General features: G+C 64.5%; 15 protein-coding genes. 7 read left to right on the forward strand and 8 right to left on the reverse strand.

The window, feature by feature from the left end; genetic code table 11:
• The coding region (locus ET21_RS28395) for a hypothetical protein (RefSeq protein WP_237751500.1) at nucleotides 1–244 on the forward strand (244 nt) is incomplete at its 5' end.
• Between the two features lie 160 nt (nucleotides 245–404).
• Here the strand turns inward: ET21_RS28395 and ET21_RS0106555 are convergent.
• Nucleotides 405–833, reverse strand: a complete 429-nt coding sequence (locus ET21_RS0106555; protein ID WP_030539016.1) for a CBS domain-containing protein — start codon at nucleotides 831–833, stop codon at nucleotides 405–407.
• A 75-nt stretch (nucleotides 834–908) separates the two neighbouring features.
• Between ET21_RS0106555 and ET21_RS0106560 the strand changes: the two genes are divergently transcribed.
• Nucleotides 909–1,208 (forward strand): hypothetical protein, encoded by a 300-nt coding sequence (locus tag ET21_RS0106560; protein ID WP_030539017.1) that lies wholly within the window; start codon nucleotides 909–911, stop codon nucleotides 1,206–1,208.
• Entirely contained in the window at nucleotides 1,198–1,578 is a 381-nt protein-coding gene (locus ET21_RS0106565; protein ID WP_030539018.1) for an acyl-CoA thioesterase, read from the forward strand. The genes ET21_RS0106560 and ET21_RS0106565 overlap by 11 nt, the downstream gene beginning before the upstream one ends.
• A 129-nt stretch (nucleotides 1,579–1,707) precedes the next feature.
• Here ET21_RS0106565 and ET21_RS0106570 read toward each other — a convergent pair whose 3' ends face one another.
• The 4 genes from ET21_RS0106570 to hisS all read right to left on the reverse strand — a co-directional run bounded on the left by ET21_RS0106570 (nucleotide 1,708) and on the right by hisS (nucleotide 5,959).
• On the reverse strand, nucleotides 1,708–2,466 hold the full coding sequence (locus ET21_RS0106570) for a DUF4167 domain-containing protein (RefSeq protein WP_030539019.1): 759 nt from the start codon (nucleotides 2,464–2,466) through the stop codon (nucleotides 1,708–1,710).
• A 312-nt stretch (nucleotides 2,467–2,778) separates the two neighbouring features.
• Entirely contained in the window at nucleotides 2,779–3,609 is an 831-nt protein-coding gene (gene prmC / locus ET21_RS0106575) for a peptide chain release factor N(5)-glutamine methyltransferase (protein ID WP_030539020.1), read from the reverse strand.
• Nucleotides 3,606–4,700 (reverse strand): peptide chain release factor 1, encoded by a 1,095-nt coding sequence (gene prfA, locus ET21_RS0106580; RefSeq protein ID WP_193378966.1) that lies wholly within the window; start codon nucleotides 4,698–4,700, stop codon nucleotides 3,606–3,608. Before prfA ends, prmC begins: the two co-directional genes overlap by 4 nt.
• On the reverse strand, nucleotides 4,697–5,959 hold the full coding sequence (hisS, locus tag ET21_RS0106585; protein WP_021238524.1) for a histidine--tRNA ligase: 1,263 nt from the start codon (nucleotides 5,957–5,959) through the stop codon (nucleotides 4,697–4,699). Before hisS ends, prfA begins: the two co-directional genes overlap by 4 nt.
• 152 nt (nucleotides 5,960–6,111) lie before the next feature.
• Between hisS and ET21_RS0106590 the strand changes: the two genes are divergently transcribed.
• Complete coding sequence (locus tag ET21_RS0106590; RefSeq protein WP_030539022.1) at nucleotides 6,112–8,025, forward strand: M61 family metallopeptidase; 1,914 nt, start codon at nucleotides 6,112–6,114, stop codon at nucleotides 8,023–8,025.
• A gap of 40 nt (nucleotides 8,026–8,065) precedes the next feature.
• Nucleotides 8,066–8,608, forward strand: a complete 543-nt coding sequence (ppa, locus tag ET21_RS0106595) for an inorganic diphosphatase (RefSeq protein ID WP_021238526.1) — start codon at nucleotides 8,066–8,068, stop codon at nucleotides 8,606–8,608.
• A 77-nt stretch (nucleotides 8,609–8,685) separates the two neighbouring features.
• On the opposite strand, the gene ET21_RS0106600 is transcribed toward ppa, so the two are convergent.
• Both ET21_RS0106600 and ET21_RS0106605 read right to left on the reverse strand, forming a co-directional pair.
• Entirely contained in the window at nucleotides 8,686–10,155 is a 1,470-nt protein-coding gene (locus tag ET21_RS0106600) for a PLP-dependent aminotransferase family protein (RefSeq protein ID WP_030539023.1), read from the reverse strand.
• 154 nt (nucleotides 10,156–10,309) lie between these two features.
• The gene (locus tag ET21_RS0106605; RefSeq protein WP_021238528.1) at nucleotides 10,310–10,795 is read right to left on the reverse strand and encodes a hypothetical protein; all 486 of its coding nucleotides are present in this window, start codon (nucleotides 10,793–10,795) and stop codon (nucleotides 10,310–10,312) included.
• An 86-nt stretch (nucleotides 10,796–10,881) separates the two neighbouring features.
• On the opposite strand from ET21_RS0106605, the gene gyrB reads away from it, so the two are divergent.
• A complete protein-coding gene (gene gyrB, locus ET21_RS0106610; RefSeq protein ID WP_030539024.1) occupies nucleotides 10,882–13,389 on the forward strand; it encodes a DNA topoisomerase (ATP-hydrolyzing) subunit B in 2,508 nt (835 codons plus the stop codon).
• A 2-nt stretch (nucleotides 13,390–13,391) separates the two neighbouring features.
• Nucleotides 13,392–13,931: a COG3650 family protein gene (locus ET21_RS0106615; protein WP_237751501.1), complete on the forward strand. Its 540-nt coding sequence runs from the start codon at nucleotides 13,392–13,394 to the stop codon at nucleotides 13,929–13,931.
• Here the strand turns inward: ET21_RS0106615 and ET21_RS0106620 are convergent.
• On the reverse strand, nucleotides 13,928–16,336 hold the full coding sequence (locus ET21_RS0106620; RefSeq protein WP_030539026.1) for a ligase-associated DNA damage response DEXH box helicase: 2,409 nt from the start codon (nucleotides 16,334–16,336) through the stop codon (nucleotides 13,928–13,930). The two genes, ET21_RS0106615 and ET21_RS0106620, sit on opposite strands and share 4 nt — an antisense overlap.
• Between the last annotated feature and the right edge of the window lie 146 nt (nucleotides 16,337–16,482).

Genomic DNA, 16,482 nt, shown 5'->3' on the forward strand with positions numbered 1-16,482 from the left:
GCCGCCGCCCACATGTCCCTTCATCAATCAACAATGTCAAAGAACTCGACAACTTAAGAGGGACAGCCATTCTTCCTCGAAACCTGTTCCGAGGGAGATGCGTCCCGTCTATGTTGGCGACCGTCCGTTTCAGCGCCGCGTTGGCGTCGTTCCGTCCGGTGAGGCGGCATATATGGAGGGCTTCCCGAACCGTCAAACACTTTTTGCACTTTTGTTTCAGAAATTTTTGGGGGTTAGGCTGTGAGGCTTGGGGACCGGCTGATGGCGCCGAAGACATTGCTCCCCAGCCAATGGAAAATGCAGAAGGCCCTCGCACCGCATCACACTGCCGTTCTGCAAGGCGGTGCGGCTGCTGCTTTTCTATCCGCTTTACCTGACGGCCTAGCTGCCGGCGGCGCTGGCGATCAGGCCGACTGGATATAGTTGCGCAGTGCGGCAGCTTCCGATTCGATGCTGTCTATGCGGAACTTGACCAGATCGCCGATGGACACCAGCCCGGCCAGATTGCCTTCCACGACGACCGGCAGATGCCGTATCCGCCGCTTCGTCATCAGCGACAGGCAGTGGATGACCGGAGTCTTCTCATCGATCGTGATCGCGGGCGCGGTCATAACGTCGCGGACCCGGCGGTCCAGCGCCGCCGCCCCATCCCGCGCGACATGGTGAAGGAGGTCGCGTTCGGAGAAAACCCCGACGACCTGGCCATCATCCACCACCGGCACGCAGCCGATCCGCTTTTCCGACAGCAGCCGCACGGCCGAAAGCACGCTTTCATCAGAGCTGACCTGGATGACCTCGCGTCCCTTGCCTTGCAGAATCGCGCTGATCGTCATGGTCCACCTCCTCATCACCCGGACATTGTGCGCCCGTCACTTGATGATCCCACTTTCACTCCCCAAAGAAAAGGGATGAGAGACAAACAGGGGTTGGATGACCCGCAAATCGCGGCGGCCGCATGGGGCCGGTTCCGCCGGATCATGCTGTGGATGGCGCTGGGCGGAGCGGCCTGCGTCGGCCTGGCACTGATCGCGCTGCGCTTGTGGGCAGGGCCGATGCCGCTGCACATGATCCTGGCGACGATCATCGGGGTGTGGTTGACTTTCATGCTGGGCACCGGATTGATGGCGCTGGTCTTCCTGTCCAGCGGAAGCGGGCATGACCAGCAGGTCATCGACCCGATGAAAGACGAGGTGTCCATTGACGACTGACGAAAGGGGCGAGGTGGTTCTGCGCGTTGTGCCGCACCTCAGCCAGATCAACACCAACGGCCATATCTTCGGCGGATGGATATTGAGCCAGATGGACATAGCAGGCGGCATCGTCGCCGGACGCATCGCGCAAGGGGCGGTGGCCACGGTCGCGATCGAAAGCATGAAGTTCATTTCGCCCATGCTGGTGGGCGATATCGTGTCAGTCTATGCGCGGGAGGAAAGGCGGGGGCGCAGCTCGGTCGGGGTGAGGGTCGACGTTGTTGCGACGAGGGGCCGCGAGCAGCAGCAGATCGACCTCACCAGCGGCCTGTTCACCTTCGTCGCGCTGGACGAGAATCACCGGCCCCGGGAGTTGCCAGCCAGTTGACGCTAGCGCGGCGAGTAAAGAAAGGCTGTGCGATTCCGATTCACGAGCCGCAACATGCGCTTTCATACGCAAGAAGGACGACGCATGATGCGCCGTCCTTCCTGATTTCTTCCACTAAATAGGCCGCGATTACTCAGCCGCTTCCGCAGCGGGGCGTGCCCGGCGAGTGCGCTTGCGCGGCGCTTCCTCGACGGGCTCCGCATCATTGTCGGCGCGGGCGATGGAGGGAGGCAGCACGGCAACGTCCAGACCCGCATCATCAGTGGCTTGCGCCGCCTCGGTCTTGCGCGGACGGCCACGGCGGGGACGGGGCCCTTCGGCCTCCGGCTGGGGCGCAGGCGCGCTTTCCGCCACAGGAGCTTCGGCAACGGCAGCGTCCTGCTCCGGCTGGTCGGCGGCTTCGGCATAGACCGGCCGTTCCCGGCGGCCGCGATCACGGCGGTTGTTCCGGTCGCCACGGTCTTCCCGCTGCTCGCGGGGCTGGTCACGGCGGCGATCGCCTTCGAAGGAGCGCTCGGACTGCGGCTGTTCGGCACGGCCTTCCTCGCCCGAAAAGTCGGATGTGTCGAAATCGTCGCCCTCATAATCGAAATTATCGTCCGGGCGCCGGAAGCGTTGCTGCTGTTCTTCCTGCCGGGCGCGGTTGTCGGCCAGCACGCGGAAATAATGATCCGCAAATTGCAGATAATATTCCGCGTTCACGCGGTCCCCGGCCATCTGCGCGTCGCGGGCCATGTTCTTGTATTTTTCAAGAAGCTGGGCCGCATTGCCACGCGCGCGGCTGTCGATCCGGTTGCCATTGTCCCCGCCGCCCCGGTTGCCGCCATTGGGACGCCCATTATTGTTCCGGCCGCGATTACGGCGACCGGCCTGCCTGTTGTTGATCAAGAGCTGGTCCTTGCGTTCACTTTGCCATCATTCACTGAAAACACTGTTCAGTCGCCATCCTAAAGCACCGCCTGCTCATCAGGCCGGTAGGGCTCCGCCGGACAGGGGCCGCAAGCCAGCCCTTGCCCTCATGCTGCCAGTGGCGCCTGCGCAGCAGCGCCATCGTGACGTTGAAGGAGCGGGTAAACGGCCTCTTCTAGTCGCGGCCCCACAGGGCAGATCCTCAGGATAGTGCCGTCCCTGCACTTCATGTAGTGGCTCCGTGGCAATAAACCAAGCGATTTTCACTTGGACCGGCCGCAATTTCCTTCCTCAGTCCGCAAGGCGTCCGCGCTTCGCGATCAGGCAGCGCGCATGGCCCGCCAGATCGTGCCGTGCGCGCACCTCAAGCCCTTGATCGCACAGCAATTTGGTAACGCTCTCGCGCTGATCATGGCCGATCTCGATCGCCGCCATGCCGCCATCTGCCAGCAGGCGCGGCAGCATGGGCGCGATCCGGCGATAATCGTCCAGCCCTTCCGGCCCGGCGAACAAGGCCCCTTCCGGCTCGCGCAGGACGTCGCCGGTCAAATCTGCATCTCGCGCGATATAGGGCGGATTGATCAGGATCAGGTCGAACCTGCCCTCCAACTCTTCCGCCCAATCGCCCAGGCGGAAACCGGCTCGCCCGGCCACACCCAGCCGTTCGGCGTTGCCCAGCGCCACCGCCAGCGCGGCGGGCGAAATGTCAATGCCCAGCCCCCGCGCCTGCGGCCATTGGTCAAGCGCCGCCAGCAGCAAGGCGCCCGACCCCGTGCCCAGATCGAGGATGCTGCGGGGCGAATGCGGGCCGAAATGATCGATGGCGGCTTCGATCAACGTCTCGCTGTCGGGCCGTGGAATGAGGACATCGGGCGTCACATGCAGGCTGATCGTCCAGAAATCGCGCGTGCCAATAATATAGGCCACCGGCTCCCCGCCCAGCCGCCGTTCCATCAGCCCGGCAAAAGCGGCAGGCACGGTCAGTTCCTGCTGACGAAGCAGCATTTCGCCGCGATTGATCCCCAATGCATGGGCAAGCAGCAATTCGGCGTCCAGCCGGGCCGTGCCGCTGACCGGTTGCAGGATAAGCGCCGCATCCCGCAGCGCCTGCGCGATGCTCACCCCGCACTGTCCAGTTGCGCCAGCCGCGCCGCTTCATCCTCGGCCACCAGCGCGTCTATCACCTCGGCAAGGCCGGGGCCTTCCAAAATCTCCGGCAGGCGGTGCAGGGTCAGGTTGATGCGGTGATCAGTGACGCGGCCTTGGGGGAAATTATAGGTGCGGATGCGTTCCGAACGGTCGCCGGAGCCCACCATCGCCTTGCGCGCGCCTGCCTGCTCGCTCTGCGCGCGGTCGCGCTCGGCTTCGTAAAGGCGCGCGCGCAACACCTGCATCGCCTTGGCCTTGTTCTTGTGCTGCGACCGTTCATCCTGCTGGGTGACGACGATGCCGCTGGGCAAATGGGTGATGCGCACAGCGCTGTCGGTCGTGTTGACATGCTGCCCTCCCGCCCCCGAAGCGCGATAGATGTCGATCTTGAGGTCGCCGTCGGCGATCTGCACATCGACTTCCTCCGGTTCCGGCAGCACCGCGACCGTGGCGGCGGAGGTGTGGATTCGCCCGCCGCTTTCGGTGACGGGCACGCGCTGGACCCGGTGGACGCCGCTTTCGAACTTGAGTTTGGCGAAGACGCCGGTGCCAGTGACGCTGGCGACGACTTCCTTGAACCCGCCGACTTCGGCCGCGTTGGCGGAGATCATCTCCATCTTCCAACCCTGCGCATCGGCATAGCGCTGATACATGCGGAACAGGTCGCCAGCGAACAGCGCGGCTTCATCGCCGCCCGTCCCGGCGCGAATTTCCAGCATCGCCGGGCGGGCGTCGGCGGCGTCGCGGGGAAGCAATTGCAGCGCCAGCGCGCGTTCGGCCTCGGGAAGCTGCTGCTTGATCAGCTGCATCTCCTCCTGCGCCATTTCCCGCATCAGCGGGTCGGCCTCCGCCTCGTCGCCGCCCGCCATATATTCGAGCGCCTTCAATTCCTGCCGCAGCCTGCGCACTTCATGCGCGGCCTTGGCCACCGGCTCGATCTCGGCATATTCCTTCGACAGCCGCACAAACTCTTCGGGCGGCAGGTCGGCGCGCGTCATCGACGCCTGCACCTCGTCCCGGCGCGCCTCGATCTGCGCGATGCGTTCGGCGGAGATCTGCATCAGAGCGCCGTCAGCTTCTCGACCAGGGCAGCGAGAGGAACCGCCTGCTGCTCGCCCGATCGCAGGTCGCGCAGCGCTGCTTCACCGCGCGCCAGTTCATCGTCGCCAAGGATGATCGCCCAGGCGGCGCCCGAAGCATTGGCGCGCTGCATCCGCTTCTTCATATTGCCGCGATACCCCATGTCGCACGCGACGCCGTTGCGGCGCAGATCGGCGATGATGCCGGTGGCCTTGGTTTCGGCCGCCTCGCCCATCGGGATGACCGCGACGCTGGGCCTGTCCTGCTGAGGCGCGTCGATCAGCATCGCCAGCCGTTCGATGCCCGCCGCCCATCCAACGGCGGGAGTGGCCGGTCCGCCCAGATTCTCGATCAGCCCGTCATAGCGGCCGCCGCCCAGCACTGTGCCCTGCGCGCCAAGGCGGTCCGTGATGAATTCGAACGCGGTATGGCGGTAATAGTCCAGTCCGCGCACCAGCCGGGAATTGCGTTCCCATGCGACGCCCGCCGCGTCCAGCCCCGCCGTCACCTTGTCGAAGAAGGCTTTTGCTTCATCGGTCAGATAGGCATCTATGTCCGGCGCGCTGTCGGCGACGGGCCGGTCGCGCGGGTCCTTGCTGTCCAGGATGCGCAGCGGATTGCGGTTCAGCCGGTCCAGGCTTTCCTCGGAAAGCTGGTCGCGATGCGCCTCGAAATGCGCGATCAGCGCCGCGCGCCAGGCTTCGCGGCTCTGCGCGTCGCCCAACGTGTTGAGATTGAGCGTCACGCCTTCGGACACGCCAAGTTCACGCAAAAGCTGGTCGGCGAAGACCAGCAATTCGATATCGGCGCCTGGTTCGCCCGCGCCGATAATCTCCGCGTCAAGCTGATGGAACTGGCGGAAGCGGCCCTTTTGCGGGCGTTCATAACGGAACAGCGGACCGTTGGTCGCCACTTTCAGCGGCGCATATTGCTGCCAGCCTTCGGTCACATAGGCGCGGGCGATCCCGGCGGTGAATTCGGGACGCAAAGTGATGCTGTCGCCGCCGCGATCGTCGAACGTGTACATTTCCTTTGAAACCACGTCGGTGCTTTCGCCCAGGGAACGGGCGAACACGGCGGTCGCTTCGAAGACGGGCACTTCGACGCGTTGAAAGCCATAGAGCCTGCGCACCTTGTCGAACGCCGCCACGACATGCGCGAAACGTTCCTGGAACGCTTCCGCCGTGCCCCCCAGCATGTCCTGCGTGCCGCGCACCGGGCGCGGGGTTTCGATTTTCGCCATGGGAATGCGCCTTTAGCGACAAAGAACGCCCAAGGAAACGCGCTTTTTTGTCAGATTATGTCGCAGCTCTTCTTGGGGGTGGACGCGGGCATTTTGGCTCGTCATGCTGATTTCATAAGGCATTCCAGCCTCATCTTTTTTCGGAGTCAGCCATGATCCGCAGCCTTGCTGCCGCCCTCCTGCTTTCCACTGCCGTCATCAGCCCCCTCGCCGCCCAGGATGCCATAAGGTCAAAACCCACGGCCCTGCCGGTCAGCGACGCCACCCCCGCCCCGCGCGACATTCCCTATCCCGGCGGCACCATCAGGCTGGAGATTGACGCCAGCGACACCACCCAGCGCATCTTCCGCGTGAAGGAACGTATTCCCGTCGCGTCCAGCGGCCCGATGACGCTGCTCCTGCCTGAATGGATACCGGGCAATCACGCCCCGCGCGGGCAGGTCGAAAAGATCAGCGGCCTCAGCTTCACCGCCGATGGCAAGCCGGTCGGCTGGAAACGCGATCCGCTCAACGTCTATGGCTTCATCATCGACGTGCCGCAGGGCGCGCGCGAAGTGGCCGCCTCCTTCCAGTTCCTGTCCGCGACCCAGCCCAACCAGGGCCGCGTGGTTGTGACGCCCAAGATGCTGAACATACAGTGGGAGTCCATGTCGCTCTATCCGGCGGGCTATTATACGCGGCAGATCCCTGTCCAGGCGACCGTCACCTATCCCGAAGGATGGCAGGCGGCGACCGCGCTGCGCGGCAGGAAAAGCGGATCGACCGTCACCTACGACACGATCGACTATGAAGCGCTCCAGGATTCGCCGGTCTTTGCCGGACGCTATTTCAAGCCCTTCGACCTGGGCCATAACGTCACGCTCAACATCGTCGCCGACGATGCGGACGAACTGGACGCGAAGCCGGAACAGATCGCCAGGCACAAGAAGCTGGTCGATGAAGCGGGCGCGCTGTTCGGCGCCTATCATTTCGATCATTATGACTTCCTGCTCGCCATCACCGACGAAATGGGCGGCATCGGCCTTGAACATCACCGCTCGTCGGAAAATCAGGTGGAGCCGGGCTATTTCAAGAAATGGGGCGAAGGCGACGCGCTGCTGGACCGAAACCTTCTGCCGCATGAGTTCACCCATAGCTGGGACGGCAAGTTCCGCCGCCCGGACCTGCTGTGGACCCCCGATTTCAACGTGCCGATGCAGGACAATCTGCTGTGGGTCTATGAAGGGCAGACCCAATTCTGGGGCTATGTGCTGGGCGCGCGCTCAGGCCTCTTCACCAAGCAGGAGACTCTGGACGCCTATGCCCATATCGCGGCCAAGCTGGACACGGCGCGAGGCCGGGAATGGCGGCCTATGGAGGACACCACGCATGACCCCATCATCTCCGCGCGGCGGCCCAAGGGCTGGTCGAGCTGGCAGCGGTCGGAGGACTATTATAATGAAGGGATGATGATCTGGCTGGAGGCGGACGCCATCATCCGCCGCCAGACGCGCGGGGCGAAGGGGCTGGACGATTTCGCCAAAGCCTTCTTCGGCATCAATCCGGGCGACTGGGGTCAGGTCGTCTATAATCGCGACGACGTGATCAGAACGCTGAACGGCGTCGCGCCGTATGACTGGGCGGGCTTCTTCGCCAAATATGTCGACAGCACGACGCGCGAAACGCCCAAGGGCGGCTTTGCGATGGGCGGCTACAAGCTGGTCTATAGCGACACGCCTAACGCCTTCACCAAGGCGGCGGAGGGCAAGAATGTCGACCAGAGCTTTGGCGTCGGCCTGATCGTCAAGGGCGACGGCGAGATTTCGAACGTCGTGTGGGACAGCGCCGCCTTCAAGGCCGGTCTTGTCATCGGGGCGAAGATCGTCGCGATCAATGGCGATGAATATTCGGGCGACGTCTTCAAGGCCGCGCTGAAAGCCGGAAAGCCGATGGAGATCATCGTCAAACAGGATAAATACTACCGCACTTTGACGCTCGCTTATTCCGGCGGCCTGCGCTATCCGCGCCTCGAAAAATCAGGAGAGGGTGAAGGCAGCCTCGACCGGCTGCTCAAACCAAGGACATAATCACCCGCAACGCCAACGTGCATCAAAAGGCTTGAAGTCCATGAATATCGAACTGATCCCGGTCGGCGACGATCCGCCCCACAGCCTGAACGTCATCATTGAAGTGCCGACCGGCGGCGAACCCGTGAAATATGAGTTCGATAAGGCGTCGGGCGCCTTGTTCGTGGACCGCATCCTCCACACGCCCATGCGCTATCCGGCCAATTACGGCTTCGTGCCGCACACCCTGTCGCCTGATGGCGATCCGCTCGATGCGCTGGTGATCGCCCGTTCGCCCTTCATTCCGGGTGCGGTCGTCGCCGCCCGGCCGATCGCGGTGCTGAATCTGGAGGATGAAGCGGGCGGCGATGAAAAGCTGGTCTGCGTGCCTGCCGATTCGGTCTTCCCTTATTATTCCAACGTCAGCGAGAAGGACGACCTGCCCGGCATCGTGATGGAGCAGATCGAGCATTTCTTCACCCACTATAAAGACCTGGAAAAGAAGAAGTGGGTGCGCGTCGGCACCTGGGGCGGCGCGGAAGACGCCCGCCGCATCACGCTGGAAGCGATTGAGCGCTATCAGGCGGCGAAGAAGGCGGCCTGATCCGCCTTTGGTGAGATAGAAGGCCGCGCAGGATATGTCCCGCGCGGCCTTTTTTTGTTCCCTCTCGTCCCAACGCCTCAAATCAGCCGGTCCGCCTCCAGCACCGCCGCCACCGAATCACGCCCCCGCGGCAGGCGCGCGTGGAGCCGGGCGTCCGCCTCAGCGAGCCTTTGCACCCCGCTCGTCAGCTGATCTTCTGTCAGGGTGAAAGGCAGGCGCAGGAAGCGTTCGAACGCGCCGTTGACGCCGAAGCGCGGACCCGGCGCGACACGCACGCCATGGCTTTCCGCCAGCGCTGCCAGCGCCGTCGCCTCGCCGCGCGGCAGTTCGGCCCAGAGCGACAGGCCGCCCGCAGGCGATTCGACGCGCCAGTGCGGCAAATGCTGTTCGACCATGCGGATCAGATGGTCCCGGCGCGCCCGGAGCACCCCTGCCCGCTGCCCCAGCCCCTCGCCTGCGTCGATCAGTTGCGCGGCGGCCAGTTGCTCCACGATCGGGCTCGCCATGTCCATGGTGGTGCGCAAGCGGCCCAGCGCCGCGATCGTCTGCGGATCGGCCCGAATCCAGCCGACGCGAAGGCCGCCCCAGAAGATCTTGCTCGCCGATCCCATGGTGATCACCTGCCGCCCGGACGGATCATGCACCGCGACGGGCGGCGGCGGGCTGAAATCCAACCCCATCTCCACCATCGTCTCGTCGATGATCAGCGGCGTGTGCGTGCTGGCGGCCGTTGCGGCCAGCGCCCGGCGGGTCGCGGGGTCCATGCTGCGCCCGGTGGGATTGTGAAAGTCGGGGATGAGGTAAGCAAAGCGCGGGCTCGTCTGCCGGAAGGCCGCGTCCATCGCGTCTATGTCCCACCCCTCCGCTGGAAGGCCGACAGGCACCGGCACGACATGCGCCCTTTGCAGCGCCTGTATCACATTATGATAGGTCGGATGATCGATCACCCCGCGATCGCCCGGCCGCGCCAGCCATTGCAGCAGCAGCGCGAATCCCTGCTGCGCGCCGTTGGTGACGATGATCTGGTCCGCGCTGGTCGGGCAGCCCCGCCGTTCGAACCAGGCCGCGATCGCCCGGCGCAGTAACGGCAGACCCAGCGGATCATAGCCCAACTCGCCCAGATAAGCGGGCAGCGCCTCCACCGCCGCCTGGAAGGCGCGGCCCACGCCCGGCGCGGCGGGCAAGGCGGCATGCGTCCAGTTGAGGATGTTGCCGCTCCCCTGCTCGCCGGGCAAGTCCGGCGCTTCGGGCTGATCCATCCGGCCGGGCGGAAGGCGCGTCACGCTGCCCGATCCCTGGCGGCTTTCCAGATAGCCTTCGTCGCGAAGGCGGTCGAACGCGGCCGCGATGGTCGTCCGGCTGAGACCCAGCGCCGCCGCAAGTTCCCGCTCGCCGGGCAGGCGGACATTAAGGCCGATCCGCCCGTCCAGCACCAGCATTCGCAAGGCCTGGGCGAGCTGCCGATAGGCGGGCTCTGCACTGTCCTCTACGCGCCATGCGCCTAGCAGGCGCAGAAGAGAGGGTGGCCTAAGAGCGGAAGTGGACATGCGCTTACCTGTATCTATCGGGCAACTACGGTCCACTTATAGAAATCTGGCCCTTCTGCACAATGCCAATTTCCGCCACAACAGCGATATGACTTGCCCCCTGACCGGCCGGCAAGGAGCCTCCGCCGGCCGGTCCCTTTTCATCGAAGACTGATCAGCCCGCCACCAGCCGGATCGAAGCGCTCGATACCCAGCCGCTCATGCAGGGTCCGTCATAAGGCTGTTTCCGCTCGACCGGGCTCGACACTCCGCAATCGATGCCGCCGCCGCCCGCAGCATTCGCATCTGCCGCTGGCGGCACGACGATGCCCAGCCATTTCTGATCCAGGCTGCGGGTGCAGACATGGGCGCGCGCGCCCTCCGCCAGCCGCCCGGTTTCCTCCGCTTCGGCGAAGGGCGCGGCGCGCATGGCGAGGCCGGAGGGTCCGACACGCACCACCTGTCCCATCGCCCCGCATGCGTCGAGGCGCGGGCCGTCTTCCCCGATCGTCACCGCGCGCTTGATCCGCGCCTCCAGGCGGGTTTCGGGCATCTCGTCGCGCGGCGCTCCGGCTATGGAGCTGTTGGGCAGTTGTTCCAGCACGTCGCTGCTGTCGGAACAGGCGCAAAGGAGGAGGATGAGGGACAGGATGCTGCGCATGATCAGCCTGATAGACCGAGCGCCGCCGGGGCGGAAGCCGCCATGTTTCGCTTTAGTTTCTTAGGCCAAGTCCCTATATGCCCGCCATGAGCGAGGAAAGTCAGAACACCCCCAACAGCAACAGCTATGGCGCCGACAGCATCAAGGTCCTCAAGGGGCTGGACGCGGTGCGCAAGCGGCCCGGCATGTATATCGGCGACACCGATGACGGATCGGGCCTGCACCACATGGTTTTCGAGGTGTCCGACAACGCCATCGACGAAGCGCTGGCGGGGCATTGCGACCGCATCCTGATCACGCTCAATCCAGACGGATCGGTCAGCGTGGAGGATAATGGCCGCGGCATTCCCACCGACATCCATCGGGAAGAAGGCGTGTCGGCGGCCGAAGTCATCATGACCCAGCTGCATGCGGGCGGTAAGTTCGAAAATACGTCGGACGACAATGCCTATAAGGTTTCGGGCGGCCTGCACGGCGTGGGCGTGTCGGTTGTGAACGCGCTTAGCGAATATCTGGACCTCAACATCTGGCGGGACGGCAAGGAGCATTATATGCGCTTTGCCTATGGCGACGCCGTCGCGCCGCTCAAGGTCGTAGGCGATGCGCCAGAGGGCAAGAAGGGCACGCGCGTCACCTTCCTGCCCTCGATCGAGAAGGTTCCCGGCGATGGCGGCACCTTCAAGAACCATACCGAATTCGACTTCGACAAGCTGGAGCATCGCTATCGCGAGCTGGCCTTCCTCAACAGCGGCGTGCGCCTGTTCCTGGTCGACGCGCGGCATGAGGAAAAGAAGGAGGTCGAGCTTTATTATGAAGGCGGCATCGCGGCCTTCGTGAAGTGGCTCGACCGCAACAAGCAGCCGCTGATGCCCGATCCGATCGCCATTTCCGGCACCCGTGACGAAGTGACGATCGACGTCGCGCTGGAGTGGAACGATTCCTATTATGAGAATGTACTCTGCTTCACCAACAACATCCCGCAGCGGGACGGCGGCACCCATCTGGCCGCCTTCCGCGCCGCGCTGACCCGCACGCTCAACAATTATGCGGACAAGTCAGGCCAGTTGAAGAAGGAGAAGGTCTCCCTTACCGGCGAGGACATGCGGGAAGGGCTGACGGCCATTGTGTCGGTAAAGCTGCCCGACCCCAAATTTTCCTCGCAGACCAAGGACAAGCTGGTTTCCTCCGAAGTGCGCCAGCCGCTCGAAAGCCTGATGGCCGACAAGATGGCCGAATGGCTGGAGGAAAATCCCGCAAACGGCCGCCTGATCGTGCAGAAGGTGATCGACGCCGCCGCCGCGCGGGAAGCCGCCAAGAAGGCGCGCGAACTCACCCGGCGCAAGGGCGTGATGGACATCGCCTCCCTGCCCGGCAAGCTCGCCGACTGTCAGGAGCGTGACCCCGCCAAGTCCGAACTTTTCCTGGTGGAGGGCGATTCGGCAGGCGGTTCGGCCAAGCAGGGACGCAATCGCCACAACCAGGCGATCCTGCCGCTCAAGGGCAAGATCCTGAACGTGGAGCGCGCCCGTTTCGACCGGATGCTCTCGTCCAAGGAAGTCGGCACGCTGATCCAGGCGATGGGGACCGGCATCCGCGACGATTTCAACCTGGAAAAGCTGCGCTACCACAAGATCGTCATCATGACCGACGCCGACGTCGACGGCGCGCATATCCGCACGCTGCTGCTGACCTTCTTCTACCGCCAGATGCCGCAGATCATTGAGGCGGGGCACCTCTACATCGCCCAGCCGCCCCTCTACAAGGCGACGCGCGGCCGGTCCGAGGTCTATCTCAAGAATGAAGCGGCGCTGGAGCAGTATCTGATCGACAATGGCGTCGATTCGATGGCGCTGGAAACGCAGGACGGGCGGCGCATGGGCGAGGATCTGCGCCATCTGATCGAACATGGCCGCCGGATGCGCGCGGTGATGCGCTACGTGCCCCGCCGCTACAATCCGGCGATCATCGAAGCGCTGGCGATCAACGGCGCGCTTGACCCTGAACTCAGCCACGACGCGCAGGCTGAGCGGCTGGCCGCGACTGTCCAGTGGATGGACACGCAGGACGATGAAGGCAGCTGGAGCGGCCGGATCGCCGAGGAGGGCGGCTTCCATTTCGAACGGCTGTGGCGCGGCGTGACCGATCATCACATGATCGAACATGGCTTCATCGGATCGGCCGAAGCGCGCAAGCTGCACGCCATCGCCGCGGAGGAAGCGGGCAGCTACCGCACCAGCAGCCGCTTGGTCACCGCCAAGGCGGCGCAGGCCGCCGACGAAGCGGGCGAGGATGACCTGCCGGTCGCCACAAAGGGCTCGACGCTGGTCACGCGGCCGAGCGAATTGCTGGAAGCGGTGCTGGCCGCCGGGCGCAAGGGCCTGTCGATCCAGCGCTACAAGGGGCTGGGCGAAATGAATGCCGAGCAACTGTGGGAAACCACCCTGGACCCCGACAACCGCTCCATGCTGCGGGTGGAAGTCGAGCAGGCTGACGTCGCCGACGAAATCTTCACCCGCCTGATGGGTGATGTGGTCGAACCACGGCGTGAGTTCATTCAGGACAATGCGCTGAACGTCGCCAATCTGGACGTCTGATCGTGCCGGGGCGGGCTTGCGGAAAGAGCGCCCTCGCCGCGCTCCTGCCCCTGCTGCTCGCCGCCTGCAACGCCGAACCGGCGAAGGTCGAGACTGTGCGCGAGGACAGTCCCGGCCAGCCCGCCGCCAGCGTGCCGATCATCAACCAGAGCATCGGCAACAGCCAGAATGCGGCGGAGGCGGATAGCCCACCGCCGCCCCCTGCTCCAGCGCCCCGTCGCCAGCCAGCGCCCGCACCGGCACCGGCAGAACGCTATCGAGCGATCGGCACCGAGCCTTTCTGGGCGGTGACGGTGAAGGGATCGACCGCCCTGCTGGAACGGCCGGACAAGCCGCCCCGCTCCTTCGCCGTATCGCGCAACGGCGATGAACGCGCGATCCGCTATCTGGGCGAAGGGTTCGCCATGACGATCACGCCGGGACCGTGCAGCGACGGCATGAGCGATGCCATCTGGTCCGACCGGGTGTCCGTCGCTTTCGGCGAAGGCACGCTGAACGGCTGCGGCGGCGACCGGCGGGACCCGGAGGATGGGCCGCTTTAATCCGGCCGCATCGCTTCGGCGACCAGCGCCTCAGCCTCGATCAGCAGAGCGTCTTCGGCCGCCGCCTGGGCGACCTGTTCCCGGCCAATGATGATGAGGACGGGCACGGCGAGCGGGCTGACCCGGTCCAGGCTGACATGCAGCATCGTGGCCGATGCGCGGTCGATAAGATCGCCCAGGCGGCCGACATCGGTCATGCGCGCCCGCGCATCCGCCCATGCCGCCTTCAACAGCATATGTCCGGGCTCATATTTGCGCAGCACGTCATAAATAAGGTCGGTCGAGAATGTGACCTGCCGCCCGGTCTTGCGCTTGCCGGGATGCTGCCGCTCGATCAGGCCCGATATCACCGCCACGTCGCGAAAGGCGCGCTTCAGCAGGCTCGACTGTTCGACCCAGTCGATAAATTCATGGTCCAATATGTCGGCGGAAAACAGGCTCTGCGGGTCCGTCACCGGCTTCATGCCATAGACTGCCAGCGCATAGTCGTTCGACACGAAGCCCAGCGGCATCAGTCCCTGTGCATCCATGCGGCGGGTCAGCAGCATGCCGAGCGACTGATGCGCATTCCACCCTTCGAAACTGTAGCAGACGAGATAATGGCGACCTTCATGCGGGAAGGTTTCGATCAGCAATTGCCCCGGCTGCGGCAGCGCCGAACGGTGCTTCTGCATCTCCAGCCATTCGCGCACATCTTCGGGAAAGCGGTGCCACTCGTCCGGTTCGGCGAGGAAATGGCGCACCCGGTCGGCCAGCCGCGTGGACATGGCCATGCGCGTGCCGCCCCAACTGGGAATGCGTGCCTGCTTGGCGGTGGCGCGGACCACCAGATCGGTGAGTTCGATCCGCACCACCTCCAGCGCCATGCCGGAAAAGAAGAAGCTGTCCCCCGGCCGCAGCGTCGCGGCAAAGCTCTCCTCCACCGTTCCGAGCTTGCGGCCATTGGCGAAGCGCACGTCCAGCACCGGCTGATCGACGATGATCCCGGCGTTCATCCGGTGCTGCTGGATGAAGCGCGGGTGCGAAACGCGCCATGCGCCATCCTCATCGCGGGTCAGCCGCTTGAACCGGTCATAGGCGCGCAGGGCATAGCCGCCGCCTTCGATGAAGTGCAGGACATTGGCGAAAGCCTCGTCCGTGAGCGCGCTATAGGGCAGGGCCGACCGGATCTCGCGCAGCAGATCCTCCTCCCGGAAGGGCGCGGCGCAGGCGAGGCCCATAATATGCTGGGCCAGCACGTCCAGGCTGCCGGGGCGGAAGTCGTCGGCGTCCCTCTCCCCCTCCTCCACCGCGTCCAGCGCCGCGCGCGCCTCCAGATATTCGAATCGGTTGCCGGGGATCAGGATCGCCTCGCTCGGCATGTCGAGCCGGTGATTGGCGCGGCCGATACGCTGCAACAGGCGCGAACTTCCCTTGGGCGCGCCCATCTGGATGACGCAGTCCACATCGCCCCAATCGACGCCCAGATCCAGCGAGGCCGTCGCCACCAGAGCGCGCAGCTTGCCCGCCGCCATCGCGCTTTCCACCTTGCGCCGCGCCTCTATGGACAGGCTGCCATGATGGATCGCGATCGGCAGGTTCGCCTCGTTCGCTGACCAGAGTTCCTGAAAGATGAGTTCGGCGAGCCCCCGCGTATTGCAGAAGACGAGCGTGGTGGACCGGCGCTCAATCTCCGCCATCACCTGCCTGGCCGCATATTTGCCCGAATGCCCCGACCAGGGAATGCGTCCTTCGGGAATCAGGATGGCGACATTCGGATCGGCCCCCGCTTCACCGATGACCGGCGTCACCGCGTTGATGTCTCCATCGGGCGCGAGCCAGGCGCAATAGGCGTCGATGTCGGCCACGGTCGCCGACAGCGCCACGCGCCGCAATGCCGGATTGATCGCCTGCAAACGGGCAAGCGACAGGCTGAGCAGGTCGCCGCGCTTCTGCGTGGCGAAGGCGTGGACCTCATCGACGATGACGGTCTTCAGATTGGCGAACAGCAGGAAGCTGTCGGGATAGCTCAGCAGCAGCGATAGCGATTCAGGTGTCGTCAGCAGGATTTGCGGCGGCCGGGCGCGTTGCCGGGCCTTGCGGTCCGAAGGCGTGTCGCCTGTCCGCGTTTCCACTCGAATGGGTAGCCCCATTTCCTCGATAGGGGTCAGCAGATTGCGGCGCACATCGACGGCAAGCGCCTTGAGCGGCGAGACATAGAGGGTGTGCAGCCCCTCCATGGGCGTTTCGATAAGGTCCGTCAGAGTCGGCAGGAACCCCGCCAGCGTCTTGCCCGCGCCCGTCGGCGCGACCAGCAGCGCATGCTCGCGCGCTTTTGCCGCCGCAAGCATGTCCATCTGGTGCCGCCGGGGCGTCCAGCCGCGAGAGGCGAACCATTCCCGCAGCGGCTCTGGTAAGGCGTTCATGGCAGGGATGTAGGATGCGCGGGTCAGAACTGTCACTTGCTCCTCATTCCCTGTCATTGGGCAAAGCCGCCCAAGCAAGTCAAATCCCGGTGAAATATAAAGTTTCGCCGGACGCTCTGGCTCCATCCCCTGCAAAAGCGTTATTC

This window comes from Sphingobium sp. DC-2, assembly GCF_000722555.1.
Taxonomy (GTDB): Bacteria; Pseudomonadota; Alphaproteobacteria; order Sphingomonadales; family Sphingomonadaceae; genus Sphingobium; species Sphingobium quisquiliarum.

Coding starts and splice junctions, on each gene's coding strand:
- ET21_RS0106600 (WP_030539023.1), bottom strand. CDS start 10,155: ATGTCCACTTCCGCTCTTAGGCCACCCTCTCTTCTGCGCCTGCTAGGC.
- gyrB (WP_030539024.1), top strand. CDS start 10,882: ATGAGCGAGGAAAGTCAGAACACCCCCAACAGCAACAGCTATGGCGCC.
- ET21_RS0106560 (WP_030539017.1), top strand. CDS start 909: ATGAGAGACAAACAGGGGTTGGATGACCCGCAAATCGCGGCGGCCGCA.
- hisS (WP_021238524.1), bottom strand. CDS start 5,959: ATGGCGAAAATCGAAACCCCGCGCCCGGTGCGCGGCACGCAGGACATG.
- ET21_RS0106620 (WP_030539026.1), bottom strand. CDS start 16,336: ATGAACGCCTTACCAGAGCCGCTGCGGGAATGGTTCGCCTCTCGCGGC.
- ET21_RS0106555 (WP_030539016.1), bottom strand. CDS start 833: ATGACGATCAGCGCGATTCTGCAAGGCAAGGGACGCGAGGTCATCCAG.
- ET21_RS0106605 (WP_021238528.1), bottom strand. CDS start 10,795: ATGCGCAGCATCCTGTCCCTCATCCTCCTCCTTTGCGCCTGTTCCGAC.
- ppa (WP_021238526.1), top strand. CDS start 8,066: ATGAATATCGAACTGATCCCGGTCGGCGACGATCCGCCCCACAGCCTG.
- ET21_RS0106590 (WP_030539022.1), top strand. CDS start 6,112: ATGATCCGCAGCCTTGCTGCCGCCCTCCTGCTTTCCACTGCCGTCATC.